The following is a 26,179-nucleotide window of genomic DNA, read 5'->3' as shown; positions in this document are numbered from 1 at the left end:
GCATCCACGGTCGTCCGAATACAAGATGACCAGCGGGCCACCGGGCCTGAAAGGCTTACCGTGGTGAAGCCGCCAGTAAGCCGACCATCACTGAGCTCGATGTATGTCGGGGGCGTGTAAGAGGTCAAACTCTACTACAGCCAGGTGATAGCCAAGCCTTGCATCATTTCCGTGATCTTTGTCGCGATACCTCGCACCTAGTCCAACGCCCCATTGAGCACCTCGTAGATTATGCCGGTGGTAATCGCAACGAGAATTAAGTCCGTTCCGACCTGTTGCCACTCATAACCATCGTAGCGCGGCAGATGACCCAGAAGTCTGCCATCGAGCTTTTTCGCGATGCCAGGAGGGAGCGGTTTTCCTCGTGCTAAATTCTTCTGGATGCCGGGCGGCAAGGCTGGCCCTGGACTCCAGTAGTTGTGGTAACTGCTCAGTACGTTTAGGACGCTGTCACGATCAATTCTTGGGCCGTCATCCCAGCCATTATGCCCTGAACTCTTTCCCTTCGCCCCGCCGCCCTCTGCCCCATGGCCTTGAATATTCTGCGAGTTACCCTTTCCGTGCCCCTGCCCTTTTCCATTGCCGGGATCAGCAGCGGCACTTATTGAGCCCGTAACAAGGGCAGCACTCGCGAGCAATGAGATCAAGGTTTTTGATTTAAGCATGACCGTTCTCTCATAAAAAGGGAAACCCCCTCCAATGTAGACGACGTTGCCCTAAAAAGTTCATTCACCACCACGCCGCCACCAGCACGGAGGGCAAAGCCGCCTGACCCTCCGGCGCTGCGTGCCAGCACCTTCCCCTATTCAACGATAACGCCGACCCGGCGAGGATCCACCATGTTTCTGCACCGCCTGTGCAGCAAGACTTTCCTAAGCCATTCAGGCGGCCGCGCCGCCCGTGATGCAAGCGACACTCCGTCGCTACGAGGCCCTGCACCGTACCAAGGGCACCGCTGAGGGCCTGGCCAAGGCAGAGGTAAACGCCGAGCTGGCATCTCGCATCGAGCGGACCATCGCCATGTAGTGGTCAACTCATCCCGGACACGGTTTTGAGTTTTTCTTCAGCTTTCGCCGGAGCCAGCCCATCGTTGAAGTGATGGGGTCGGATCCAGTTGTAGTGGCCCATCAGGTACTGGCTAATGTCTCGTTGAGCTTGCTGCCCGGTCAGGTAGCCCGTGGTCGGTATCCACTCTGATTTCAAGCTGCGAAATACTCGCTCCATCGGCGCATTATCCCAGCAGTTGCCTCGGCGGCTCATGCTCTGGCGCATGCGGTAGCGCCACAGTCTCTGGCGGAACTGACGACTGCCATATTGCGATCCCTGGTCGGAGTGAAACAGTAGCCCTTGAGGCTTTCCACGTTGTTCGTAAGCCACGTCCAGCGCTTTGACCACGAGGTCTGCGTTCGGCTTTTCTGATAAGGCCCAGCCCACCACTCTGCGTGCATAGAGATCCAGGACAACTGCCAGATAGTGCCATTTGCCCTGTGCCCAAACGTAAGTGATGTCGCCACACCAGACCTGATTTGGCGCTTCGACATCAAACGCTCGGTTCAAGATGTTCGGAATATCTGGCCGCTCCACTGTGGCCTTTTTGTACGCATGTGATCCTGGCTGCTTGCTGACCAACGCCAGCTCACGCATCAGGCTGCGCACCTTGAACCGTCCGATTTGCTCACCTTCTTCTTGCATCATTGCCTTGATGCTACGGCTGCCGGGTGCACTTCGCCCTCGCGTGAACAACTCATTCACTCGACTGCGCAACCGCAGACGTTCGACGTTCGGAGTTCGCCTTCTATGACGATGTTCGTAGTAACTCGAGCGAGTGACTTCAAACACTTCGCACAAACAATCAACGGGCTCATGGTCGCTGAGCTGGCGGATCAGCGCGTACGCTCGAGATCTTCCGACATCAAGAGCGCGGTAGCCTTTTTTAGTATCGATTTCTCGCGTTCAAGGCGCGTGATCCGGGCTTCCAACTCTTGGATTTTTTGCTGCTCTGGCGTCAGCGCTTTGCTGGCCGGCGTGATGCCGCCGCGCTCTTGCTGAAGCTGATTAACCCACCGACGCAGGGCCGATTCCACCAAGCCGAGCGAACGGGCCGCTTCGGCATGGCTGTAGCCTTGATCGAGCACCAGGCAGGCGGCTTCGCGCTTGAACTCAGGGGTAAACGTACGGCGTTGCTTGGTCATCGGACACCTCTCTGTGGCGAGCATTCTCGCCTAAATGGGTGTCCGGGGTTAGTAGACCACTACACCAAGGCCTTGTGCGAGGTTGAGGAAAGGACGCAGACAGGCAGGGATAGGTTCGTTTTGCTGAACCAGAGGGCTTGGCGCGCTGCAGTACGACAGGGAGTACGCCGAGCTGCGAAAGCCAGGGAAGAGATTAGCGGCCAAAACGCCCTACGTGTTTCCCCGTCAAAGGGAAGCGAGAACGTCAAACAGACGTCGGACGTGCACAAACAGCGGGTTCCGGTGCTGAATGAGCCGGGGATCAGAAGGAGGCCCCCATACAACTGTCGTCACACCTATGCGACAATATGCTTAATGTCTGGCCTCAACCCCGCATTTTATCGCCCAACAGCTGGGTCACAGCGTGCAAATGCTGCTGTCGACGTATGCGCGTTGGCTCAACTCAAGCTCCGACTGGAGCGAGCTGGAAAAGCTCAAGATTGGTATCAAATTGGTATCAGCCGAGAATCCAGCCGCGTAAGTTACTGATAGGTAAGCGCTTTGATCTCCACCGCTAACATCACCATGCAGTTCGGCTCCAAGCCCCTGTTCGAAAACGTCTCGGTCAAATTCAACAACGGCAACCGCTACGGCCTGATCGGCGCCAACGGTTGTGGCAAGTCGACCTTCATGAAGATCCTCGGTGGCGACCTGGAGCCGTCCGGCGGCCAGGTGATGCTCGAGCCCAACACCCGCCTGGGCAAGCTGCGCCAGGATCAGTTCGCCTACGAAGAGTTCGCCGTGATCGACACCGTGATCATGGGCCACGAGCAGTTGTGGAAGGTCAAGGCCGAGCGTGATCGCATCTACTCGCTGCCGGAAATGACCGAGGAAGACGGCATGGCCGTCGCCGAGCTGGAAACCGAGTTCGCCGAGATGGACGGCTACACCGCCGAATCCCGCGCCGGCGAGCTGCTGCTGGGCCTGGGCATTCCCCTGGAACAGCACTTCGGCCCGATGAGCGAAGTGGCGCCAGGCTGGAAACTGCGCGTGCTGCTGGCCCAGGCGCTATTCTCCGACCCGGACGTGCTGCTGCTCGACGAACCGACCAACCACCTGGACATCAACACCATCCGCTGGCTGGAAACGATCCTCACGGCGCGCAACAGCACCATGATCATCATTTCCCACGACCGCCACTTCCTCAACAGCGTCTGCACCCACATGGCCGACCTGGACTACGGTGAGCTGCGCCTGTTCCCGGGCAACTACGACGAGTACATGACCGCGGCCACCCAGTCGCGCGAGCAACTGCTGTCGGACAACGCCAAGAAAAAGGCCCAGATCGCCGAGCTGCAGACCTTCGTCAGCCGCTTCTCGGCCAACGCCTCCAAGGCCAAGCAGGCCACCTCGCGTGCCAAGCAGATCGACAAGATCCAGCTGGCCGAGGTCAAGCCTTCGAGCCGTGTCAGCCCGTTCATCCGCTTCGAGCAGACGAAAAAGCTGCACCGCCAGGCGGTGATCGTCGAGAAAATGGCCAAGGCCTTCGACGACAAGGTGCTGTTCAAGGACTTCAGTTTCACCATCGAAGCCGGCGAGCGCGTGGCGATCATTGGCCCCAACGGTATCGGCAAGACCACCCTGCTGCGCACCCTGGTCGGCGAAATGAAGCCGGACGCCGGCGCGGTGAAGTGGACCGACAGCGCCGAAGTGGGCTACTACGCCCAGGACCACGCCCACGATTTCGAGGACGACGTGACGCTGTTCGACTGGATGGGCCAGTGGACCAGCGGCGAGCAGGTTATCCGCGGCACCCTGGGGCGCATGCTGTTCTCCAACGACGAAATCCTCAAGTCGGTGAAGGTGATCTCCGGTGGTGAACAGGGCCGCATGCTGTTCGGCAAGCTGATCCTGCAAAAGCCCAACGTACTGGTGATGGACGAACCGACCAACCACCTGGACATGGAATCGATCGAGGCGCTGAACCTGGCGCTGGAAAACTACCCGGGCACGCTGCTGTTCGTCAGCCACGACCGTGAATTCGTGTCGTCGCTGGCCACCCGCATCATCGAGCTGACGCCCGAAGGCGTGGTGGACTTCAGCGGCACCTATGACGACTACCTGCGCAGCCAGGGTGTAGTGGTCTGATCCAACGCTGAGTCATCCTCATCGCGGGGCAAACCCGCTCCTGCAATGCCTTCGCGGCATTCGCAGGAGCTGGCTTGCCCCGCGCTGCGTTTAATTAGTTAGCCTGCTTCCTTTTCCCTCGCGCCGCAGCCATGATGGGCACAGCCCCACCGCCCGCCCGCGAACGAGCCCATGACAGCCCCTCACGCTTCCAGTGTCACCCTGCAGATCCTCTCGATCGTCTTCTACACCTTCATCGCCTTCCTCTGCATCGGCCTGCCGATCGCGGTGCTGCCTGGCCATGTGCACGATCAGCTGGGTTTCGGCGCGGTGATCGCTGGCCTGACCATCGGCCTGCAGTACCTGGCCACCCTGCTCAGCCGGCCTTTTGCCGGGCGGGTGGCAGACACACTGGGCGGCAAGCGCGCCATCCGCTATGGCCTGCACGGCATCGCCGGCTGCGGCGTACTGACCCTACTGTCGGCCTGGGCCCTCGCCCTGCCCTGGCTGAGCCTGGCGCTGCTGTTGGGCGGCAGGCTGCTGCTAGGCATCGCCCAGGGGCTGATAGGCGTTGCGACCCTGAGCTGGGGGATCGGCCAGGTGGGGCCGGAGCATACCGCCCGGGTCATTTCCTGGAACGGCATCGCGTCCTATGGCGCCATCGCCATCGGCGCGCCGGCCGGCGTGCTGCTGGTGGACGGCCTGAGCTTCGCCGTGCTCGGGCCAGCGCTGCTGGGACTGGCGCTGCTGGCCCTGCTGGTGCTGCGCACGCGACCTGACGTGGTGGTGGTGTGGGGTGAGCGGTTGCCGTTCTGGTCGGCGTTCGGGCGGGTGGCGCCCTGCGGCCTGGGGCTGACCCTGGCGTCGATCGGCTACGGCACCCTGACTACCTTCGTCACCTTGTACTACCTGGAACGCGGCTGGGTCGGCGCAGCCTGGTGCCTGAGCGCCTTCGGCCTGTGTTTCATCCTGTCGCGGCTGCTGTTCGTCAACGCGGTCAACCGCTTCGGCGGCTACAACGTGGCCATTGTCTGCATGACCACCGAGGTCCTGGGCTTGACTATGCTATGGCTGGCGCCCTCGCCGCTGTGGGCGATGCTCGGTGCCGGGCTGACCGGCTTCGGCCTGTCGCTGGTATACCCGGCCCTGGGGGTCGAGGCGATCCGCCAGGTACCCAGCAGCAGCCGTGGCGCCGGGCTGGGCGCCTACGCGGTGTTCTTCGACCTTGCACTGGCCATCGCCGGCCCGGTGATGGGCGCGGTGGCAATACACCTGGGGTATGCCTCGATTTTCGCTGTCGCCGCCCTGCTCGCCCTGTCAGGGGTGGGCCTGACCCTGTTGCTGGCCCGCCGCGGCTGAGCGTTCGGCGGGCTCCGGTGCACCCAGTGCCTGGCTGAAGAAGGCCGTGGTCTCGCTGCGCAGCGAGCGATGGATATGTCGACGGTCGACACCCTCGGCGTCCTTGCACAGCACCGGCATGCGCTGGTGTTGCTCTTCGTCGCAGGGGGCCATGAACACGAAATGCCCGGCACCGGTCAGCAGGCGGTAGTCAGGTGTTACCGGCAGCTTGCGCGCCAGGGCATCGGCGTTGTGCTCCAGGGCCAGTAATTGGTCATTGTCGCCGCTGTAGATCAGCGCCGGCACCCGCACGCCGGCCAGGGCGTGGCGACCGAACATCAGGCTCAGCGGCGCCATCAGCATGACCGCGCCCACCCTGGCGTCGGCGCGGGGCGCCAGTTCACTGTGGTCGGCTATCAGCACGCCATGGGTCTTGCAGGCGTCGGCGTCACCGGGGCGTTGCTCGCAGTAGCGGCGCAGGCGTTCGAGGTCGGGTCGCGCGCCAGAAAGGATCAGCGCGGTTTCGCCGCCAGCGGAATAGCCAATCACCCCGACCTTGCCATCATTCAGGTACGGCGCGAGCAGCCTGTCGTTTCGCGCCGCAGTGATCGCGGCGCTGATCTGCAGCGGCCGGCCATAAAGGTTGCTGAGGGTGCCCAGGCGGCTATGGTCGCGGTTGTTGTCCCCGGGATGGACCACCGCCACCACCACGAAGCCCTGCCGGGCCAGGCCGTTGGCCAGGTCATGCAGGGCCATCGGGCTGCCAGTGTTTCCATGGGAGATCACCAGCAGCGGGAACTGGCCCATGGCTACCGGCGCCTCTTCGGCGACACGGGTCTGGTAGCCCTCGATGCGTACCGGGCGCGCCTCGCCGCTGGAGGGGTAGAACGCCAGGGCCTGCATGGGTTTGGCGTCCACCGGGTCGACCAGGGTCAGCCGGTGCAATCCGGCCACCCACGGCGCTGCATCGGCGCGGGCCAACAGGCCGCCCAGCAGTAATAGCGCCATCAGCAGGCGGGTTCGCTTCATCGCAGGGCGCTCCCAGGTTCAAGGCACTGCGCAGTACACGGGTATGGATGCCAGCATAGAGCCCGGTGCGCTGGCGACACATGAAAACTGGATGAAAAAAGCCGGCTGGCGCACGAGGCGACAGCCGGCTTTCAGTCGATGGCATCGATCAGGCGGCAGCGAACAGCTCACCTGCAATCTGCGCCTGGGCGGCATCGATGGCCTTGGCGCGGTGCTCCGGGCCGTAGGCCAGGCCATGGGCGCGGACGATTTCCAGGTCGGTGATGCCGATGAAGCCAAGGAACACCTTGAGGAAGTCCTCATGGCCAACGCCGGTCGGCTGGCCCTGGTGCAGGCCACCGGCGGTGGACACCAGGATCACTTTCTTGTCACCGCACAGGCCTTGCGGGCCGGCTTCGGTGTAGCGGAAAGTCTGGCCGGCTACCGCCACGCGGTCGATCCAGGCCTTGAGCTGGGTCGGCACGGTGAAGTTGTACATCGGCGCACCAATCACCACCGCGTCGGCGGCGAGGAATTCTGCCAATGTTTCGGCGCTGAGGCTGGCTTCATGAGCCTGGGCGGCATCGCGCATTTCCTCGGGGGTACCGGCAGCCACCAGGGTAGCGGCGGAGAAGTGGCTGATGGCGTCGCTGGCCAGGTCGCGGTAAACCACTTCGATGCTCGGGTCGGCGGCCTTCCAGGCCTCGACCACTTCGCGGCTCAGCTGGCGGGAGGCGGAATTGTCGCCCAGGATGCTCGAATCGATATGCAACAGTTTCATGGGTCTCTCCTGTGAATGAAGACCGCGGCGGTGGGCGATCACGATGGAGAGAATCCTACCGGCACAGCGAATAGCTGATAAGTCGGCAAAAATGCGTTAGTTTGTTCCACTGATGGAACAATGGGACTGTCAAATGCAAGACCTTAACGACCTCTTCTACTTCGCACGGGTGGTCGAAGCCGGTGGCTTCGCTGCCGCCGGGCGCCAGCTGGGCATTCCCAAGTCGCGCCTGTCGCGGCGCATCGCCGAGCTGGAGGAGCGCCTGGGCACGCGCCTGCTGCAGCGCACCACCCGGCAACTCAAACTGACCGCCGTGGGCGAGCGCTACCTGAGCCACTGCCAGGCGATGCTGCTGGAGGCGGAGATGGCCGATGAAGTGGTGGCCAGCATGTCCAGCGAGCCCAGGGGGCGGTTGCGGGTATCGTGCCCCGTTGCCCTGGCCCATGCATTCCTGCCGGATATCATCAGCCGCTTCCTTGCCCAGTACCCCTTGGTGCAATTGGACATGGTGCTGCTCAACCGCCGGGTCGACCTGATCTCCGAAGGCATCGACGTGGCCCTGCGCGTGCGCGACCTGGGTGATGAGGACCCGGCCCTGGTCACCAGGCGCCTGCGCCAGGCGCAGATGCAACTGGTGGCCGCGCCAGGTTTTGCCGACCATATCCGCGAGCCCGCACAGCTGGCGACCCTTCCGGTGCTGGGCGCCGCCGAGGCCGACCGACTGGTGCATTTTCGCCTGCATGGCCCCAACGGCCGGCAGGAGGAAGTCGCCCTGGAGCCGCGCCTGGCCATCGACGACTTCGTCGTGCGCAATGCGGCGGTACGCGCCGGCCTGGGTTTCACCGCCCTGCCGTCAATGTTCTGCGAGGAGGAACTGGCCCGTGGCGAACTGGTGCGCCTGCTGCCAGACTGGTCGCTGCCTGGCGGCTACCTGCAGGCGGTCTACCCGCACCGGCGCGGCCTGCTGCCGGCGGTACGCGCATGGATCGATCACTTGGCGACCTCGTTCGAGGCCTGTGGAGAGCGTTATGTCTGAGAAAAGGATGACCGAGGAGCAAGTGGCCGCGCTGTGCCTGGCCCTGCCGGGCGCACAGGAAGACTACAAATGGGGAGGCATCCGCGTGTTCTCGGTGGCAGGCAACAAGATGTTCGCCGTGCAGGACCTGGGCGGCGCGGGCCTGTCGTTCAAGGTGGCCGATGAGTTGTTCCTGGGCTATTGCGACCGTCCTGGGGTGCGCCCGGCCCCCTATCTGGCACGGGCGAAGTGGATCAGCATGCTGCCACCCTACCCCATGGGCCGCGACGAGCTGAGCGACCTGCTGCGCCGCTCGCACCAGCTGGTGGTGCGACGCTTGCCAAGGCGCCAGCAAGTTGGGTTGCTGCTGGGGACGGGCGAGGCCTAGGTTTCAACCGGCATTGGCGGCCCCTTGAGCTCGACCCGGTTGCCGTCCGGGTCGAAGCAGTACAGCGACATGCCCTCACCCTCGGCCCCGTAGCGCTTCTCGGCAGCCTCCACCCTGACCCCGGCCTCGCCCAGCATTAGGCTCAGCGCCTGCTCGTCGAACGGCTCGATGCGCAGGCACACATGATCGACATTATGCCCACACTGGCCGGGCGCCTCGCCGCCCTGGCGCCCCAGCGGGCCGTCGACTGCCACCAGGTCGATCAGACCGTCACCGGCGCCGAGGTGGATCATCCCCAGCATTTCCCGGCGCTTGCGCACCGGGCAGCCGAGCAGCTCGTGATAGAAAGCCAGGCTGCGAGTCAGGTCGCTGACGCGCAGAACGACATGGTCGATGCGTAGTACGGCGAAAGCTGGCATGGCGAAGCTCCACGATCAGGCTTTGCCTAGACCATAGCAGCCGACCTGTGAAGACACCCTAGGTCGTTGGCGTCAATGACCGACGGCGGATACGCAGCAGCCGCTGTGGGGCAAACGGCCGTGTACGTGTCAGCCATTGCCCTGGTGGCGGCGACAATCATGTACCGCCCCAGGCGCCACCCCCTGCCCTTGAATGGCCGCTCCCATCTTTTGGAATGTGACCATGCACCACAGCGAACCGCCCTACCACCAGCAACAGATCCTGCGCAGCCTGCCGGGCTGGACCAGACACTTGCACCCCCACCACGCCAGTCGACTGCTGCGGCGCGCCCACCGCGAGCATATCGAGCAGGACGGGCAAATCGCCCCCTGGTTCGCCCAGGCCTCGGCCGCCCGGCAGGCCGAGCTGCGCCAGGCCATCAAGCAGCGCACGACGAGCCATCAGGCGCTGGCCAAGGCACTACAAGGTTTGCGCGGCATCACCGAGTTCTGCGAGCCGCTGCTGCAGGCACGGCTGGGCATTCAGGTGGCGCTGACGCAGGCCCAGTTCAGGCATCAGCCATTCACGTCGAGCCTGGGCGGTGAATTCCCAGACCCGGACGCTTCCCATCATGTCCCCCGCACACCGGCCTCGATCGAGGAACCTGTCGGCACAGCCAGCCTCACCAGCCTGCTCGAGGCGGCCCTGCACAATTTTGAAGGCATGACCGAGGTCGGCCCTTTCAGCACCCTGCAAGTCAGTGTCGACGACAGCAGCGCACTACCCGGCCTGAGCACCACTGCGTTTGTCACCCACTGCCGTGCACTCGACCTGGGTCGGCGCTATCAGGAGCACCTGCAGGATATCTACGGCGGCCAGCGTGAAGCGCTGCTGCGCGTCCTGTGGGGCCAGGCTCGGCGCGATGAGCTCACAGTACAGGCGCTGATCGCGCGAATGCGCGGACTCCTGACAGACGACGGCCTCCAGTCCCTGCAACAGCTGTGTAGCACGGGCTCGATACCATGCTACCGAGGAGCACCGGCCAAAGTAGCGGTCTTGCGCATGCTGGACATCCAGCTGCACGATCTGTTGCTGTTGACATCCACCAGGCAGTCCACGCCATCGTGCATCGCCTACCTGCCTTTCGACGACGCGCAACCGGTGCAGGAGTTCAACAACCTGCTGGCCTTCGGCAGGTACCTGCGCCGCCGCTTGCTGGAACCCGCCTACCGCGAACGCTTCCTGGAGCATGTCGCCCTGAAGGACCGCCCGCAAATGGCGAGCAAGCTCAAGGCCAGACTGTTCGAAGCCACCGCGGGTGGCTTGAGCCCGCTGGAAACACCGTCCCCCGCCTTCGCTGAAACCGAGCCCGGCACACATCCCTGGCAAGGGTTGCAGGCCACCCTTTCGCGACAGGAGCAGGATACGCCCCGTCCCACCCGCTTCCCGGCACTGGCGATCCATGCGGTCGCGGTCGCCTTTCCGGTATGGCCCAAGCTGTTCAATGACCATGTCCAACGCCTGCAGGAGGACGCGCGCCGCGTCGCGGTGCCAACGGCGGACATCGATGCCAAGGCCAGGCGTGAGCGCCTGGCGTTGTGGGGCGAGCGTGGCCTCACCCTGCTCGGGGTGGCGGCCATGTTCGTCCCCGGCCTGGACGTTGCCATGCTAGCCGTGGGTGCGGGCCAGGTCATGGCGAGCATTTTCCACGGTTTCGAATCCTGGTCTGAAGGTGACAACGCCGAAGCGGTGAACCAGGTCGAGTCGCTGCTGGTCAACCTGGGCAGCGTGGCCGCCATTGCCGGTGTTACCAAGCTGGCCAAGGCCTCCGGCTTCGTCGACTGGATGCAAAGTGTCTGGCTGGATGGCGAGAAGCTGCTATGGCACCCCCAGCTCGAGCAGTACCGCAGCCCAGTCGAGTTGCCGGCGGACCTGCAGCCGGACGAGCAAGGCATCTTCCGCCATGACGACCGGCATTTCGTCGACCTGGACAATACGCTTCACGAGATTCGCCAAGACCCTGAGGGGCACTGGCATGTTGTGCACCCGGCCGACCCACGGGCCTATCAGCCACGGCTGCACGGCAATGGCAGAGGGGCCTGGCGCATGGCGCACGAGCGGCCACAGGACTGGGGACGGGTCAAGCTGATGCGCCGGCTAGGCCCGCTTGCCAACGGTTTGACCGATGAGGAACTGATTGCAGTACTCGACAGTACCGACCTGGAACGCGGTGTGCTCGAACAGGTCCACGTCGATGGCCGGCGCCCTCCCGCGCTGCTTGAGGACGCCATTCGGCGCATCAAGGCCGACCGCATCCATCTCGATCCAGCCACGCCAGCTTCCGCTCCGGCGCTGATGATCGGGCGCGCGTTCCCCGGCCTGCCCAGTCAAGCACTCGAAGAGCTGGTGGGCGCGGCCAACAGCACCGAACGGCAAGCCCTGAACAGCGGACGGGTTCCTCTGCGACTGGCCGAAGAGGCGCGATTGATGCAAGCCCGGCTCCGACTGGACCGTGCGATTCTGGGCTTGTATCGCCCCGGCCTGGCCAATGACGACAGCCGGCTCATCAGCGATAGCCTATTGGCCGCACACCCACAATGGACGCCCGAACAGCGCTATCACGCCGCACTGGCCAACCGCACGGCGACCGCACGCCTGCTCGGCCAGCAACCTGTACGGCCGGGCTGGCGCTCACCCTTGCGCCTGAGCGAAGGGCGATACGGATATCCCCTTAGCCCCGGTTTATTCGCCTCACGGGCAGAGCGCGAGCTGCATGCCCTGTATCCCGGCATGAACGGTCGCGAGGTCCGCCAGTTGCTGGCCACTCTGCGTGTCCGGGGAAGTGTGACCGAACAGATACAGGCACTGCGCACCCAACTGTCCTCGCTGCGCGACCAGCTTCACGCCTGGGCTACCAGAGGCGCCCACGACTGGGGTGAGGAAGTCGGTGCTGATTACACCAGGACCGCCGACCAACTCGTTCGGGCCTGGCAACGCCTGGACGGCGACATGCTGAACCTTTCGAATGTCGCCCTCGACGCCCTGCCGACACTCACGGCACGCTTCGACCACATCACCACGCTGTCGCTGGAGAATCTCAATGTGATCGAGATGCCCGCCGACTTCCTCCAGGCCTTCCCGGCGCTCAGGCGCCTCGATGTACGAACCAGCCCCCAATTAAGCGTCAGCTCGGTCCTGCAAGCACTGCGCAACGCCCCACGGTTACAGGAGCTTCGCCTGAGCGGCACGCACCTGGGCGAGCTGCCCGCCGTGTCCCATGAAGTGCTCCCCACGCTGCGAGACCTGCGTAGCCTGGAAATGCCACATCATCGGATGACGCTCACCTTGCATGACCTGCGAATGCTCACCGGCCTGCCGTTGGAAACCCTGGACCTGCGCGCCAATCGCATTGCGCTGGACGCCGACACGGCGAATACGTTCAGTTCGATGCGAACACTGCGCAACCTGCTCCTGAGCAACAATCCCCTCGCCGTCAGCCCCAACCTGGCTGACCTGGACAACCTCGCCACCGTGCGCCTGGACAACAGCCAACTGCGCCAGTGGCCCACTGGTTTGAGCGGCCTGATGCAACGCAATCCCTGCATGTTGCGGGTGGTGGACCTGAGCATGAACAACATCGACCAGGTACCGGGGTTGCCCGCGCTCTTGTCATCCCCCTACCTGGGCGAACTGTTGGCCAGGCGTGCGCAGTACCGCTGGCGGTTCAACTACAACCCGTTGGACGAGGCCACCCGCGAAAGCCTGCAGATTGTCGGCGCGTCGGTCGAACAACGTGTCGAGGGCATCGACGCCAGCGCGCCACCAGCGCGAATCGACTGGTTGCAAAACGCCAGCCGGCAACAGCGGGCAACCTGGGAAGCGCTGTTCGACGCAGACGGCAATGCCAGCCTGCGCCAGGTCGTCGAACAGGCGGGTATGTCGGCCAGTGCCCGTCGCCAGCCCCGAGCATTTGCTCGTCAAGTATGGACGCTGCTCGAGCGTGCGAGCACCAGCACCCGCCTGCGCGCGCGTCTGGACGAAGTGGCCGGCGAGTTCCCGGTGAGCTGTGGCGATGCCGGGGCCGATGGTTTCGGCACCTTGCAAATCGAAGTGATGGCCTATGATGAAGCCGCAGGCGCAGAGGTAGCCACGCCACCGCTGTTCCAGTTCTTCCGCCGCCTGTTCCGCCGCGACCAGGTGAACAGGCTGGCCCAGGAGGTGTTCAACGCCCGCGTGGCCCGGCGCAATGCCCTGCACGCACTGGATGCCTGGACCACCCGGCCGCTGGCCGAGCGCGGCGCCAGACCCGTGCTGCCGCCCCTGCATCACGTCGACACATTGTCCGACGACGTGCTGCACAATGGTCTTGGTGAAGGGCTGGACCTGATCGAGATCCGCCTGGCCCTGCGCAGCGGCCTGGCCAGCCGGCTGGACTTCCCCGAACCCCAGCAGGCCATGCTGTACCGGCACACGGCTGAAATTTCCGCGAGGACCGAGGAAGCGGTGCACGATGAGGTCGATGCCCGGGACCAGGACGCCGAGGCGCGCCGCCAGTGGATCGCCCGGCAACCGGGCTGGCGGCGCCTGCTGCGCCGGGAACACAGTGCCCATTTCGAGGTGCTCAGAAAGCGCTGGGACGCAGGCCTGGACTACCTCGACGGCAACGACCTCGACGGCCCGCTCGAGCCGCCGGTGATCGAAGCGCTGACCCAGGCCCTGGGTCGCAGCCCGCTGGCCGAGGATGGCCAGCCCCTGCGCGAGCCCATTTCCAGCGACCGCTACGTCGCGGGCATGAACCGCATGGCGCTGGGCCTGGAACAGGACGAAGACGCCCTCTATCTGCGCCTGACCCGCCGCCGCGACCCCAACAACTGAGCCTACTGGCCGCGCAGGTCTTCGAAGAAGGCCTGCCGCCCCTGTACCTGGCTTGACGCACGCGGCTGCGCGGCAGCCTCGCCGCTGGCTCGTTCCACGTGCCAGTAACAGTGCCGAACCGCACGCGTCACCGCCACGTAGGCAAGGCGCTGCACCTCTTCCTTCTGCGCCGTATCGAACGCCTGGGCGTCCCCTGGCTTGCCCAAGCCGGCCAAGCGATACGCCTGGTTCTTGTAGGGCGAGCTGGTCAGGTAGTGGCAATCGCCGAGCATGAACACCGCATCTGCTTGCAGTCCCTTGGCGCTGTGATAGGTCAGCTGACGCAGGCGGCGCTGGCCGGGCGGCAAGCTAGAATCAACTTTAACAATTGGCAATAAATACTTTTCAATCAATAACTTATCGCTTGTTTTTCGAAACAGCATCATGACCGTTTCACCCCGCTGATAATGCTCGATCACGGTTTCGGCCAATGCCGCCTCGTCCCGGTCGAAAACCTTCACTGGCGACAACGGCAGCTCGGCTGCCAGCCCGCTGGCCCTGGCCTTCTTGCCGGTGATGGCCGGCGCGCCTTTGACCAGATGCTCGGCGGCCTCGATGATGTACTGCTGGCTGCGGTAGTTCTCCACCAGCATCACCCGCGTGTTGGCCGGTGACGGGAAGGCCTTGGTGAACTCCATGAAGTACTTCGGCGAGCTGCCGCGCCAACCATAGATCGACTGCCAGTCATCGCCCACGCACATCAGCGATGAATGTTGCGCCACCCGCCCGCTGTGCATGGCCGGCCCACGGCGGCGGATTTCGGCGAGGCAGGCACGCAGCCAGCTGACGATCTGCGGCGAGACGTCCTGGAACTCGTCGATCATCAGGTGCGCCATTGGGCGCAGCAAGGGGGCGGGCAGCAACCCGAGGTTCTCCGGGTTGTTCTCGCCGAACAGGGCGAACATGCGGTTGTAGGTCATCACCGGCGGCGACTGCGCCAACAGGTGTGCTTCCAGTGCCTTCCAGAACAGCGCGAGGGCCTCGAAGAATGCCGCGTCGCTATCGCCAGAAGGGAAGCTCATGGCGGCCACGGCGTTGTTGACGTCCAGGCCGAGGTTCTCGATGAAGCTCGCAGCGGTGACGAAGGCGTCGAGCAACGGCGCCGGGGCCAGCTCGCCCTTGACCTTGTACTCGAAGCCCGGGCCGGCCACGGCATCCCCCGCCAAGGACGTTGCAAGCCGTTTTGCCGAAGAGTAATTATCAAGCCATATCAATGGCTTATCACAGAAAGCTTGAAACAGGGTGCGCTTTACCGCCCATTCCGCGCGCACCGCCAGCTTGGCGCCCGGGCGCTGGTACTGGGCACTTTCGGACGGGTCGAAGCCCAGTACCACCCAGGCGTCCAGCCCTTCCAGGCGGCCATGGACATGAAAACGGCTACCGCGGATCTGCACCGTATCACGGCAGGGTTCGATACCCTTGATCGGCCAGGCACCGGCGGCGAACCACAGGTCCTCGATCACATCGCACAGTTCCTCGTCGCGCTGGGCGGCCAGCTGGGTGACCTGCACACGCTTGTGCACATCCGGATGATCCGGGTCCATCGGCTTGAGCAGCAGTGCTTCCTGGCGCAACGCGCCGACCAGCTGGGCAAACCGCGGGCTCTGGCCCAGCAGCTCGCTGTAGCACTGGTTGAGCTGCTGACGCTGGGCATCGTTCAGGCGCAGGTCGAACGGGTTGCTGTCAGCGTTTGCCTCGCCGCCTGCGGGCATCTCGTTGCCCAGGGTCTCGAACGCCCGCACCTGGGCGAAGCCTGGCAAGCTGCGCACCAACGGCAGGATGCGTGAATGGAAAGTGCGCACCAGCTCCCGCCCCTGGGCAGGCGACAGCTCGAGCTGCCACAGGGCAAACACCTGCAGCAGGCGCTGGATGAAGTCACGGCGCGACTCGCGGGTGAAGGTCACCACGGTCAGGGCATCGAGCTCGAAGCCCAGGTAGTGACGCAGCAGCAGGATGCGCAGCACCAGCGAGGTCGACTTGCCGGCCCCGGCGCCGGCCACGACGCAGGTCGAGGGTGTGTCGCTGAAGATCAGCTTCCATTGCGCCGCGCTCGGTTGCGCCTCGGCAGGCAGACGCCTGGCGACATCAGCCTTGAAGCGCTTTTTCAGCTCGGCGGTCAGCGGCAGGCGCCAGTCGTCGAACAGGTTGTCGTCCTGCCCGGGTACACCGGCATTCTCCGGGCGGGCATCGCGGATCACCAGAACCTGGCGCCCAGCCTCGAATCCAGCGACCCGACCCTGCTCGTAGCCCTCACGCAAGCCATCGGCATGGCCGTTGCGCTGCCCCGTGGCGTGGCCGAGGAACCAGGAATCGCGGTGCTGCGCCTGCAGGCGTGACAGGCCCCGCCCCAACAGGCGGGCGGCCAGGCGGCGCAGCCAGGGCAACTGGGCGGGAGGGGTCAGGTCGGCCGGGGCCCGGGGATGCTCGTGCGGCACGGTCACTCCATTGAAAATCAGAACAGCCGGCATGTTCGCCTCATCCGCGTAAAAGTGCCAGCGAATGCTTATGGATCATGGGATTAGGCGATGAACCGCATGCGGAGTCGCATAATTAAATATCGTATTTATAGATATTTAAGAGCCGATATTTACGCTTTTTATCGATATTTAAGTCGCGCATCATGGCCTCATTCCACCGAATCAGAGGAACACCACCATGCTGCAACTACGGCCCTTCGAAAGCCTTGGCCACGCCAACCACGGCTGGCTCGACGCCCATCATCATTTCTCCTTCGCCGAGTACCATGACCCGGCACGCATGCACTGGGGCAACCTGCGCGTGTGGAACGACGACCTGATCGCCGCCGGCGCAGGCTTCCCACCGCACCCGCACCGTGACATGGAGATCATCACCTACGTTCGCGAAGGCGCCATCACCCATCAGGACAGTTTGGGCAACAAGGGCCGAACCGAGGCCGGCGATGTGCAAGTCATGAGCGCTGGCAGCGGCATTGTCCACAGCGAGTACAACCTGGAGAAGGTCGACACGCGGATCTTCCAGATCTGGATCATCCCGGAAAAGGTCGGTGACGCGCCCTCCTGGGGTACCCGCCCGTTCCCCAAGGGTGAACGTGGCGAGGGCTTCGTGACCCTGGCCAGTGGCCGCGAAGGCGATGACGACAGCCTGCGCATCCGCACCGACGCCCGCCTGGTGGCCGCGACTCTGCGCGCCGGTGAAAGCGCCGAGTACCGCCTCGATGAGGGCCGTCGCGGCTACCTGGTGCCGGCCAAGGGACGGATCGAGGTGAACGGCTTGCAAGCCAAGGCCCGTGATGGCGTGGCGATCGAGCAGGAGACGCGGCTCAAGGTGACAGCATTGGAAGACAGCGAAATCGTGCTGGTCGATGTAGCCTGATCGACCTTGGCCGGTTTGCCGGCGCAGGCCACTATCGCACTTTTTCGCGTTTGTGCGCTCTATGCATGGCCAGGCCCCACCGATCCCCGGTGGGACCGACTTTTCCAACCGGTGCCGATGGCCGTACGAAAACGCCTTCCATTTCCTCGCCGACTGCTGATGGCCGGCAGCCTGGCCTGTCTGGTCGCCTGCACCCAGCAGCAGGGCCGCGACATGCTCACCCAGTTCAGCAACGGCAAGCCCGACGAGCTGTTCCAGACCAGTGTCGACCGCATGGCCACCCTGGCCATGCGCGACAACCTGCAAAGCCTGTACCTGCTGATGAACAAGCTGTACCTGCGCAACCCCAACCAGTGGCGACAATCGGGTTACCTCGACGCCACCACCGCGGCGCGGCAGATCCGCATCGCCATCGAGCAGCGCCAGCCCCTGGCGCAGTTGGGCGAGCGCCGCGACCTGGCGGCCTTGAGCTACGCCCTGAGCCCGGAGTTTCGCGGAGACCGGGTGGGTGCGTTCATTTACGCCATTGGCAGCATGCTGGTCACCGCCCACGGTGGGCGCACCGAGTTCTACATGACCGATACCCTCGACCCGTTGTTCATCCACAATGCCGCGCGCAACATCGAGAAGGCCACCTGGATGCTCAGCCAGCGCCAGGATGCCAATGGGGTGCTCCTGCTGTTTTCCAACGAAATTTCCGAACAAGGCAGCAACCTCAGCTTCGCCGTGGAGTTCGGCAAGGTCGTCGCCCGTCTCGACCTGCTGTCGCAGATGCTTGACGAGCGTTATCGGCGGATCGGCCTGAATTACGCGCAAAGCCTGCTGTTGATGAATTTCCTGCCGGTGCAATGAGCCGCGTCCGCTAATCGCACAAGCCAGCGCGAGGCAGCATCCGCTGTTCGCCCGGCGTTTGTCGGGCCGCATTGCCCCGGTCCCGGCTTATTGCATACTGTGGAAGCTGCCAGCCAACCTTCGCCTGCCTCTACGTGCGCCCGGTGGCTGGCCAGAATGACCGTGAACGACCGCTTGCGCAGCCTCCGGGCCGCAGCGAACGGCGCCCAGAACAATAACGATGGCGAGTGCCTTGCCCATGGAAAGCCGCCTGCTGAGCGAGCAAAGCTGCGTGTTCCACCACGCCGACCCCTATGCCGTGTCCGCCTATGTGAACCACCATGTGGGGCAGCACCATATCGGCCTGTCCCGCACCACCCATCCCCAGGCAAGCCTCAGCCACCGCAAGTTCGCCGAGCTGGACCTGTGCCGCCTCAGCTACGGCGGCAGCGTGCGGGTCACCTCACCCGCGCTGGAGACCCTCTACCACCTGCAGGTGCTGCTCAGCGGCAATTGCCTGTGGCGCGGTCCCCAACGCGAGCATCACCTGCTGCCGGGCGAGCTGTTGCTGATCAACCCGGACGACCCCGTGGACCTGACCTACTCCGAGGATTGCGAGAAGTTTATCCTCAAGGTCCCGGCCAGCCTGCTCGACAGCGTCTGCGACGAGCAGCGCTGGCAGCGGCCCAGCGGCGGCGTGCGCTTTTTGCGCAACCACTATCGGCTGGACGAGCTGGGCGGGTTCCTCAACCTGCTGGGCATGGTCTGCAACGAGGCCGAGGCAAGCGGCTCGCTGCCTCGGGTACAGAGGCACTACAGCCAGATCGTGGCCAGCAAGCTGCTGACCCTGATGACCACCAACGTGGGCATGGAAACACTGAGTGGCCCAGGCGCGGGGCTGGAGCGGATCCTGGACTATGTGGAGCGCAACCTGATGCTGGACATGACCGCCGAGACCCTGGCCGAACAGGCGAACATGAGCGTTCGCTCGCTGTATGCATTGTTCGATCGTCACCTGAACACCACCCCCCGGCAGCACATCCGGCAACGCAAGCTGGAGCGCGTGCACGCCTGCCTGAGCGACCCGAGCTGCACGGTGCGCAGCGTGACCGAACTGGCCCTGGACCATGGCTTCATGCACCTGGGGCGGTTTTCCGAACGCTATCGCCAACAGTTCGGAGAGTTGCCGTCGCAGACCCTCAAGCGGCGCGGTTGAGCCGTATTCGGCCTAACTGGCGAATGAGGCGCAGAGCCATCAGCCCCGTCGCCGTTTCAGTTGCTGCTTCAACACCCGCAACGGCGGCGCATAGAAGAACCCGAACGACACGCTGCCCTGGCGGCCCTTCACCGCATGGTGCAGGCGATGGGCCCGGTACAGGCGCTTGAGGTAGCGGTTGACCGGTTTCGGCGCCCGCGGCCAGTGCCGGTGAAACACCCCATCATGGGCCAGCACGTAGGCCAGCCCATAGCCCGCCACGCCGCCACCGACCCATTGCAGCGGCGCGTGCCCAGCCTTGCCCAGCGTCATCAGGGCAGCGGCGATCAGCCCGAGCGCCAGCAGGTAGAGGTCGTTGGTTTCCAGCATGCCCAGTTGCGGCTCGTGGTGCGAGCGGTGCAGCCACCAGCCCCAGCCGTGCATGACGTACTTGTGGGCCAGCGTGCCGACGCCCTCCATGGCCACCAGGGTGCCGAACAGCACGGCGAGATTGAACAACATGTATCGGTCCGGGGGGTTGGCAACGAAATGCGCAAGCGTACCATTGCCGCCAGGTCATTCAGAGGGATTTTCCATGAAGGATGTACACGCCTCGGCCAGCACCGGCTACACCCGCCAGTCGGACAACTATGAGCAAGGTCGGCCGGACTACCCCGTCGCCTTGCAGGACTGGTTACGCGACACCCTGGGCATCGGCGCCGGGACCCCGGTGCTCGACCTGGGCGCCGGCACCGGCAAGTTCACCCGTCTGCTCAGCGCACTGGCACCACACCTGACCGCTGTGGAACCAGTGCCCGCCATGCGCGCACGCTTCCACGAACGGCTGCCCGACATCCCCGTGCTCGAGGGCACCGCACAGCACATACCGCTGGCCGAGGCCAGCCAGCAGGTGCTGGTCTGCGCCCAGGCCTTCCACTGGTTCGCCGATGCCGCCGCCCTGGAGGAGATGCACCGGGTGCTGGCCCCCGGCGGCCGTCTGGGTCTGATCTGGAACGTGCGCGACGAAACAGTGGACTGGGTGGCGCGGATCACCGAAATCATCACCCCCTACGAGGGCGACACGCCACGTTTTCACACCGGGCGCTGGCGCGAAGCCCTCGCAGGCAGCCGCTTCAGCACTCCGCAACTGACCACCCTGCCCCATGTCCATGAGGGTGACCCACAGACCGTGATCCTCGAACGCCTGCGCTCGGTGAGCTTCATCGCCGCCCTGCCCCAGGCCGAACAAGACGAGGTCATGGGCCAGTTGCAAAGCCTGATCGACAACCATCCGGACCTCAGGGGCCGTGAGCGCATCGCCTTCCCTTACCGCACACAGGCCTACGTCTGCCAGCGCCTGCCGTAACAGGATTGTCATGATTCATGCCTTGACCCCGCGCGGGTCGAGGCGTATGGTCCGCCGCGCATTCAAGCATCCCTCACCCAGGAGACCCCTGCATTGGACAGTAGCCCCAGTCGATTGCGACAGGCCCACACGGCGAGCTAGTCCGGCAGCGTTCCTGCCACTGTCTCGCCGTACTCGGTAGACGGTGGTTTCCTTCGGCCCTCCCCGGCTGAACATTCCTCCTTGCTTCCCAGCCCTGCCACCCGGCATGGCGCGTGGTCCTGCGCATTCCTCGTTTGCAATCGCGCCGTCTCAAGTCGGCGCCCATGCGGGCCAGCGCCCGCAGAACGGAGTTCGCTATGGATTGGAAAATCTTCCTGCTGCGCGTCAGCGTGGCCCTGCTGCTCGGTGCCCTGATCGGCGCCGAGCGTCAACTGCGCCAGCGCCTGACGGGCCTGCGCACCAACGCCTTGGTCAGCACCGGCGCCTGCCTGTTCGTGTTGATGACCCAGGCAGTACCGGGCATGGCGCCAACCGATGCCTCGCGCATCGCCGCCTATGTGGTGTCGGGCATCGGCTTTCTCGGCGGCGGCGTGATCATGCGCGACGGCTTCAACGTGCGTGGCCTGAACACCGCCGCCACCCTCTGGTGCACCGCCGCAGTCGGCGTGCTGTGCAGCCTCGGGTTGTTGCTTGAGGCGTCGCTGGGCAGCCTGGTGGTGCTGTGCGCCAACATCCTGCTGCGCGACCTCGCCCAGCGCCTCGACCGCCAGGACGTGCTGCCGGCCAGCGAGGTCGAGCAGCGCTACGAGGTGCGCATCGTCTGCCGCGCCGAGGACGAAATCCAGGTACGCAGCCTGATGCTGCACAGCCTCAGCGACCCGGGCTTGCGCCTGCAGTCGCTGCACAGCGAGGACCTGGCCGACCCGGCACGCCTGGAAGTACGTGCCGAACTGCTCGGCACGCCCCAGGCGCCGATCCAGCTGGAGCGCCTGGTCGGCCGGGTGAGCCTGGAGAAAGGCGTCAGCTCGGTGCGCTGGCAGTTGCAGCTGCAGGCTCAGGGCCTGAACATCGATTAGGGTCTGTACGAAATGTGTCTGCGCGAAGGCCAGACAAGGCGAAACGGGGGGAGGAAGCGCAGTGTACTGGAGTACATGAGCATTCCGAGCCCCGTTTCAACGCAGTATGGGCGAGTGCAGATACATGTCGTACAGGGCCTAGTGTGGTGTTTCACAAATAACGACCATAACTCGCGGCGCTTTTTGCGCTCATGCGGCGTTGTCGCTCCTCGCCGTAGCTGGGCTACGACTCGTCGCGACGCCTTGCCTGAGCGCAAAAATCGCTCGCGATTTATTGGTCGTATTTGCAAAACACCACACTAGACGCTGTCGCGCACATGCCGCTCGCGCAGCTCCTGGCGCTCCTTGGCCTCGACGCACAAGGTCGCGGTGGGCCGCAGCAGCAGGCGGCGCAGGCCAATCGGCTCGCCGGTTTCCTCGCACCAGCCGTAGTCGCCCCGGGCCAGGCGCTCCAGCGCCTGGTCGATCTTGTCGAGCAGCTTCTTTTCCCGCTCCAGCGAGCGCAGTTGCCAGTGGCGCTCTTCTTCGGCGCTGCCGATGTCGGCGGGGTCGCTGTGCACTTCCTGCTCGCGCAGGGCGCGGAACTCCTGTTCGATGCGGCCCTGCAGCTCGCCGCGTTGGGCCAGCAGCAGGTTACGGAAGAATTGCCGCTGCGGTTCGTTCATGTAGGCGGCGGCAGGTTGTTGCAACAATTGCTCTTCAGTCATGGCAAGGTTCCGAAATGCTGGGCGCGCGTCGCGCCCCTTTCGCTGGCAAGCCAGCTCCCACAGGGGCTGCGCAGCGGCCCCTGGCTCAATCAACGGTCGAACATCAAGGGCAGTCCCTGGCACGGGTCGTGCACCTGGCCCTGGTGCCAGGCCAGTTGCCCCGACACCACCGTGGTACGTACCACATGGTGAAAAGCGCGCTGCTGGAACGGCGTCCAGCCGCAGCGCGCCAGGATCGGGTCGTCCGCCACGGCCCGTGGCCTGGCCAGGTGCTCGACGATGGCGAAGTCTGCCCAGTACCCCTCGCGCAGAAAACCGCGTTCGCGAATGGCGAACAGCTCGGCCACCGCGTGGCTGGTCTTGGTCACCACCTGGGCCATGCTCAGCACCCCTTCGCTGACCAGTTCCAGCGCCGCCGGGAGGGCATGCTGCACCAGCGGCAGGCCTGACGGTGCCCGTGCATACACCCGCCGTTTCTCCTCCAGCGTATGCGGCGCATGGTCGGTACCGATCACATCGATACGGTCACGGGCCAGGGCCTTGCGCAAGGCGTCACGGTCGGTGCCAGTCTTGATCGCCGGGTTGCACTTGATCAGATGGCCGAGGCTGGCGTAGTCGCTGTCGTCGAACAGCAAGTGGTGCAAGCACACCTCAGCAGTGATGCGCTTGCCGCTCACCGGGCCGGGCGTGAACAACGCCAGCTCGCGTACCGTGGTCAGGTGCAGCACATGCAGGCGCGTGCCAAAACGCCGGGCCAGTTGCACGGCCAGGCTCGAGGAACGGTAGCAGGCATCGGCATCGCGGATCAGCGGGTGCGCGGCCGGGGGGATGAACTCGCCGTGGCGCGCCCGCCACCAAGCCTCGTTCTGCAGAATGCTCGGCGTGTGTTCGCAATGGGCCAGGACGATGGTCGGCGCATAGACGAAGAGTTTTTCCAGCACCCGCGGATCGTCCACCAGCATGTCGCCAGTGGACGCGCCCATGAACACCTTGATCCCGGCAACATCGCGCGGGTCGAGGGCGGCAATGGTGTCGAGGTTGTCGCGGCTAACGCCGAAATGAAAGCCATAGTTGGCCCGTGAGCCCGCCGCCGCCCGGCGCTTCTTGTCGGCCAGCGCCTCCAGGGTCAACGTGGGCGGGTTGGTGTTGGGCATGTCCATGAAACTGGTGATACCCCCGGCCACCGCTGCCCGCGACTCGCTGGCGATGCTGCCCTTGTGGGGCGCCCCCGGCTCGCGAAAGTGCACCTGGTCGTCGATCATCCCCGGCAGCAGCCAAGCGCCCTTGGCATCAATCTCCAGTGCCGCCCGGGCGTTGTCGAGGCTGCCGGCGATCCGTTCTATGCGCCCATGGCGCACCAGCAGATCGGCTTCGAATTCACGCCCCTCGTTGACCAGCCGCGCATTGCGCACCAATAGCGTGTCCATGCTCAGAACTCGTTCTGCAAGGCCTTGTAGCCCTGGACCAGGTCGATATTGGTGCGCGCCACGTCCTCGGAAAACTCCGAGGCCGATACGCTGACCGGCGGGTAGCGCTCCAGGTCGGTATGCGGACCTATGTGCTCGGTGGGCGGCACGTAAAAGCGTGGCGGCAAGTCGCGGCCGTCGACCACCGAGTTGTGCCGCACCACGCTACCATCACCGACCTTGCAGTTGAACAGCACGCTGTTGAAGCCGATGAACACCCGGTCGCCGACTTCGCACGGGCCGTGGACGATGGAGCGATGGGCGATCGAGCTGTACTGGCCGATGCGCACCGCCGCGCCGGACTTGGAATGAATCACCACGCCATCCTGGATATTGGAATTGGCGCCGATGACGATCGGCTGCATGTCGCCGTCGGCGTCCACCTCGTCGGCGCGGATCACCGCGTAGGGGCCGACGAACACGTTGTCGTGGATGATCACCTTGCCGCAGATGATGGCGGTGTGGTCGATATAGGCCGATTCGGCGATTTGCGGGAGATGGCCGGAGGGGTTTCTGCGGATCACGATGAGGTCCTGCCTGTGAGGAAGATCGCAAATGTTACGTTATAACAATTACATTGCAACACCTTCCCGCGTCGATCTGGCAAACTGCGTCTTCTTGCGCAGCGACGCCACGCCCACAGGTCTTGTCTCCACCATGCTTGTCCGCCTCACCCGCATCGAGGATGTTCCCTTGCTCCCGGCCCTGGAACGCTCCGCCGCCCAGGCATTCCGGCAATTGCCGCACCTCGCATGGCTGGCCGACAGCGACGTGATGGATGAAACCCAGCACCTGGCATTCGTGAGCGAAGGTTGCAGCTGGGTCGCCGTGAATGATCAGGACCAGGCACTGGGTTTTCTCTGCGCCAGCGTTGCCGACGACGCCTTGCACATCCATGAGCTGTCCGTGCGGCAAGAGGCCCAGGGCCAAGGCCTGGGCCGGCGCTTGCTGGACCAGGCACGGGATGCCGCCCGCCACAAAGGCCTGGCCTGGCTGACCCTGACCACCTTCGACGATGTCCCCTGGAATGCCCCGTTCTATCAGCGCTACGGCTTCGAACGTCTGGCGGTGCGACAGCTGGATCATCGCCTGCAGACGATCATCTCCAGCGAGCTGGCCCACGGCCTGACCGATCGCTGTGCCATGCGCTTGGCCATTACCTGCGGCCCCTAGACGCTGCCGATTTGACTTCGCATTGGCATCAGAACCGCTGCGCGACCATCTTGAACGGATACGGCTGCGCCTTGTACTTGCCGATCTTGCCGCGCTTGGGCAGCGTCACCTTGTGCTCCCGGCTGAGGTCCTTGTAAGGGATCTGCTGCAACAGGTGGCTGATGATATTCAGCCGCGCCTTGCGCTTGTCCTCGGAGCGCGCCATGTACCACGGCGCCCAGGAAGTATCGGAGGCGGCAAACATGTCGTCGCGGGCGCGGGTGTAGGCGTCCCAGCGGTTGTAGGACTTGACGTCCATCGGCGACAGCTTCCACAGCTTGCGCCCGTCGCTGATGCGGTCCTGTAGCCGACGGGCCTGCTCTTCGGCACTGACCTCGAGCCAGTACTTGATGAGGATGATCCCCGACTCGACCATCATCCGCTCGAACATCGGCACCACGGTGAGGAACTTGTGCGCCTGCTCTTCGGTGCAGAAGCCCATCACCCGTTCCACCCCGGCGCGGTTGTACCAACTGCGGTCGAAGATCACCACCTCGCCGGCCGCCGGCAGGTGGGTCAGGTAGCGCTGGGCGTACATCTGGGTCTTCTCGCGCTCGGTGGGCGCCGGCAGCGCCACCACGCGGAACACCCGCGGGCTGACGCGCTCGGTGATGGCCTTGATGGTGCCACCCTTGCCCGCACCGTCGCGGCCTTCGAAGACGATGCACACCTTCAGGCCCTTCTCCACCACCCACTGCTGGAGTTTGACCAGCTCCACATGCAGGCGCTTGAGTTCCGCCTCGTAGGTCTTGCGTCCAAGCTTCTCGTCGACCTCACCCTTGCGCTTGCCCTTGGCCATTACCTGCTCCTCTCTGCCCGCTTCAAGTCGCCCCGACGGCGCCGGGGCGG

At 64.4% G+C, this 26,179-nt stretch carries 23 protein-coding genes and 2 pseudogenes; 13 read left to right on the top strand and 12 right to left on the bottom strand.

The features are described from left to right. Window positions 1-9 precede the first annotated feature (9 nt). Window positions 10-110, bottom strand: a pseudogene (locus tag ACVWY1_RS21590) (VOC family protein); the annotation flags it as partial. An 87-nt stretch (window positions 111-197) separates the two neighbouring features. After that, window positions 198-665, bottom strand: a complete 468-nt coding sequence (locus tag ACVWY1_RS21585; protein WP_457378737.1) for an anti-virulence regulator CigR family protein — start codon at window positions 663-665, stop codon at window positions 198-200. Between the two features lie 238 nt (window positions 666-903). Here ACVWY1_RS21585 and ACVWY1_RS21580 point away from each other — a divergent pair, with 238 nt between their 5' ends. Beyond that, complete coding sequence (locus ACVWY1_RS21580; protein ID WP_277504029.1) at window positions 904-1,026, top strand: hypothetical protein; 123 nt, start codon at window positions 904-906, stop codon at window positions 1,024-1,026. A 3-nt stretch (window positions 1,027-1,029) separates the two neighbouring features. On the opposite strand, the gene ACVWY1_RS21575 is transcribed toward ACVWY1_RS21580, so the two are convergent. After that, window positions 1,030-2,192, bottom strand: a protein-coding gene (locus tag ACVWY1_RS21575) for an IS3 family transposase (protein WP_277502053.1) whose coding sequence is annotated in 2 segments (ribosomal slippage) — window positions 1,030-1,937 and window positions 1,937-2,192 — 1,164 coding nt in all. Because the reading frame shifts where the segments join, the coding sequence is not laid out codon by codon here. A gap of 63 nt (window positions 2,193-2,255) precedes the next feature. Between ACVWY1_RS21575 and ACVWY1_RS21570 the strand changes: the two are divergent. The 3 genes and pseudogenes from ACVWY1_RS21570 to ACVWY1_RS21560 all read left to right on the top strand — a co-directional run. Continuing rightward, window positions 2,256-2,712 (top strand): annotated as a pseudogene (locus ACVWY1_RS21570) (site-specific integrase); the annotation flags it as partial. 20 nt (window positions 2,713-2,732) lie between these two features. Further along, the gene (locus tag ACVWY1_RS21565; protein WP_046855494.1) at window positions 2,733-4,319 is read left to right on the top strand and encodes an ABC-F family ATPase; all 1,587 of its coding nucleotides are present in this window, start codon (window positions 2,733-2,735) and stop codon (window positions 4,317-4,319) included. A gap of 171 nt (window positions 4,320-4,490) precedes the next feature. Next, the gene (locus tag ACVWY1_RS21560) at window positions 4,491-5,657 is read left to right on the top strand and encodes an MFS transporter (protein ID WP_457378736.1); all 1,167 of its coding nucleotides are present in this window, start codon (window positions 4,491-4,493) and stop codon (window positions 5,655-5,657) included. On the opposite strand, the gene ACVWY1_RS21555 is transcribed toward ACVWY1_RS21560, so the two are convergent. Together ACVWY1_RS21555 and ACVWY1_RS21550 are read right to left on the bottom strand one after the other, a co-directional pair. Then, window positions 5,616-6,665 (bottom strand): alpha/beta hydrolase family protein, encoded by a 1,050-nt coding sequence (locus ACVWY1_RS21555; RefSeq protein ID WP_277503924.1) that lies wholly within the window; start codon window positions 6,663-6,665, stop codon window positions 5,616-5,618. The genes ACVWY1_RS21560 and ACVWY1_RS21555 overlap by 42 nt on opposite strands. A gap of 148 nt (window positions 6,666-6,813) precedes the next feature. Beyond that, entirely contained in the window at window positions 6,814-7,425 is a 612-nt protein-coding gene (locus ACVWY1_RS21550; RefSeq protein ID WP_046855491.1) for an FMN-dependent NADH-azoreductase, read from the bottom strand. Between the two features lie 133 nt (window positions 7,426-7,558). Here ACVWY1_RS21550 and ACVWY1_RS21545 point away from each other — a divergent pair, with 133 nt between their 5' ends. After that, on the top strand, window positions 7,559-8,461 hold the full coding sequence (locus ACVWY1_RS21545) for a LysR substrate-binding domain-containing protein (protein ID WP_277503923.1): 903 nt from the start codon (window positions 7,559-7,561) through the stop codon (window positions 8,459-8,461). Then, a complete protein-coding gene (locus ACVWY1_RS21540) occupies window positions 8,454-8,828 on the top strand; it encodes an MmcQ/YjbR family DNA-binding protein (RefSeq protein WP_102684256.1) in 375 nt (124 codons plus the stop codon). The genes ACVWY1_RS21545 and ACVWY1_RS21540 overlap by 8 nt, the downstream gene beginning before the upstream one ends. Here the strand turns inward: ACVWY1_RS21540 and ACVWY1_RS21535 are convergent. Further along, window positions 8,825-9,247, bottom strand: coding sequence for a VOC family protein (locus ACVWY1_RS21535; protein WP_457378735.1), 423 nt, complete (start codon window positions 9,245-9,247; stop codon window positions 8,825-8,827). The genes ACVWY1_RS21540 and ACVWY1_RS21535 overlap by 4 nt on opposite strands. A gap of 223 nt (window positions 9,248-9,470) precedes the next feature. Between ACVWY1_RS21535 and ACVWY1_RS21530 the strand changes: the two genes are divergently transcribed. Continuing rightward, entirely contained in the window at window positions 9,471-14,102 is a 4,632-nt protein-coding gene (locus tag ACVWY1_RS21530; RefSeq protein ID WP_457378734.1) for an NEL-type E3 ubiquitin ligase domain-containing protein, read from the top strand. 2 nt (window positions 14,103-14,104) lie between these two features. Here the strand turns inward: ACVWY1_RS21530 and ACVWY1_RS21525 are convergent, their stop codons facing one another. Next, complete coding sequence (locus ACVWY1_RS21525) at window positions 14,105-16,609, bottom strand: UvrD-helicase domain-containing protein (RefSeq protein WP_457378733.1); 2,505 nt, start codon at window positions 16,607-16,609, stop codon at window positions 14,105-14,107. A gap of 187 nt (window positions 16,610-16,796) precedes the next feature. On the opposite strand from ACVWY1_RS21525, the gene ACVWY1_RS21520 reads away from it, so the two are divergent. The 3 genes from ACVWY1_RS21520 to ACVWY1_RS21510 all read left to right on the top strand — a co-directional run bounded on the left by ACVWY1_RS21520 (window position 16,797) and on the right by ACVWY1_RS21510 (window position 19,542). Beyond that, complete coding sequence (locus ACVWY1_RS21520) at window positions 16,797-17,495, top strand: pirin family protein (protein WP_102684252.1); 699 nt, start codon at window positions 16,797-16,799, stop codon at window positions 17,493-17,495. Window positions 17,496-17,654: 159 nt separating this feature from the next. Beyond that, window positions 17,655-18,347 carry a hypothetical protein gene (locus ACVWY1_RS21515; RefSeq protein WP_457378732.1) on the top strand — a complete coding sequence of 231 codons (693 nt, stop codon included), beginning with the start codon at window positions 17,655-17,657 and terminating at the stop codon, window positions 18,345-18,347. Between the two features lie 238 nt (window positions 18,348-18,585). Further along, window positions 18,586-19,542, top strand: coding sequence for an AraC family transcriptional regulator (locus tag ACVWY1_RS21510; RefSeq protein WP_198755052.1), 957 nt, complete (start codon window positions 18,586-18,588; stop codon window positions 19,540-19,542). 39 nt (window positions 19,543-19,581) lie between these two features. Here the strand turns inward: ACVWY1_RS21510 and ACVWY1_RS21505 are convergent, their stop codons facing one another. Further along, a complete protein-coding gene (locus ACVWY1_RS21505; protein WP_102684250.1) occupies window positions 19,582-20,043 on the bottom strand; it encodes a sterol desaturase family protein in 462 nt (153 codons plus the stop codon). 73 nt (window positions 20,044-20,116) lie between these two features. Between ACVWY1_RS21505 and ACVWY1_RS21500 the strand changes: the two genes are divergently transcribed. After that, entirely contained in the window at window positions 20,117-20,887 is a 771-nt protein-coding gene (locus tag ACVWY1_RS21500) for a class I SAM-dependent methyltransferase (RefSeq protein WP_102684249.1), read from the top strand. Window positions 20,888-21,225: 338 nt separating this feature from the next. Then, the gene (locus ACVWY1_RS21495) at window positions 21,226-21,945 is read left to right on the top strand and encodes an MgtC/SapB family protein (protein ID WP_457378731.1); all 720 of its coding nucleotides are present in this window, start codon (window positions 21,226-21,228) and stop codon (window positions 21,943-21,945) included. A 299-nt stretch (window positions 21,946-22,244) separates the two neighbouring features. Here ACVWY1_RS21495 and dksA read toward each other — a convergent pair whose 3' ends face one another. The 3 genes from dksA to ACVWY1_RS21480 form a co-directional block, all read right to left on the bottom strand. After that, complete coding sequence (gene dksA / locus ACVWY1_RS21490) at window positions 22,245-22,652, bottom strand: RNA polymerase-binding protein DksA (protein ID WP_102684247.1); 408 nt, start codon at window positions 22,650-22,652, stop codon at window positions 22,245-22,247. Between the two features lie 89 nt (window positions 22,653-22,741). Next, on the bottom strand, window positions 22,742-24,079 hold the full coding sequence (locus tag ACVWY1_RS21485) for a dihydroorotase (protein WP_457378730.1): 1,338 nt from the start codon (window positions 24,077-24,079) through the stop codon (window positions 22,742-22,744). Window positions 24,080-24,081: 2 nt separating this feature from the next. Beyond that, window positions 24,082-24,642, bottom strand: a complete 561-nt coding sequence (locus ACVWY1_RS21480) for a gamma carbonic anhydrase family protein (RefSeq protein WP_102684245.1) — start codon at window positions 24,640-24,642, stop codon at window positions 24,082-24,084. A 133-nt stretch (window positions 24,643-24,775) separates the two neighbouring features. Between ACVWY1_RS21480 and ACVWY1_RS21475 the strand changes: the two genes are divergently transcribed. Further along, on the top strand, window positions 24,776-25,291 hold the full coding sequence (locus ACVWY1_RS21475; protein ID WP_277503911.1) for a GNAT family N-acetyltransferase: 516 nt from the start codon (window positions 24,776-24,778) through the stop codon (window positions 25,289-25,291). Between the two features lie 28 nt (window positions 25,292-25,319). Here ACVWY1_RS21475 and ppk2 read toward each other — a convergent pair whose 3' ends face one another. Further along, window positions 25,320-26,129: a polyphosphate kinase 2 gene (gene ppk2 / locus ACVWY1_RS21470; protein ID WP_258597977.1), complete on the bottom strand. Its 810-nt coding sequence runs from the start codon at window positions 26,127-26,129 to the stop codon at window positions 25,320-25,322. Window positions 26,130-26,179 lie beyond the last annotated feature (50 nt).

Source organism: Pseudomonas sp. TE6288, from assembly GCF_054062095.1.
Note: the sequence above shows the minus strand (reverse complement) of the source record. Positions and strands in the feature narration are given on the sequence as shown.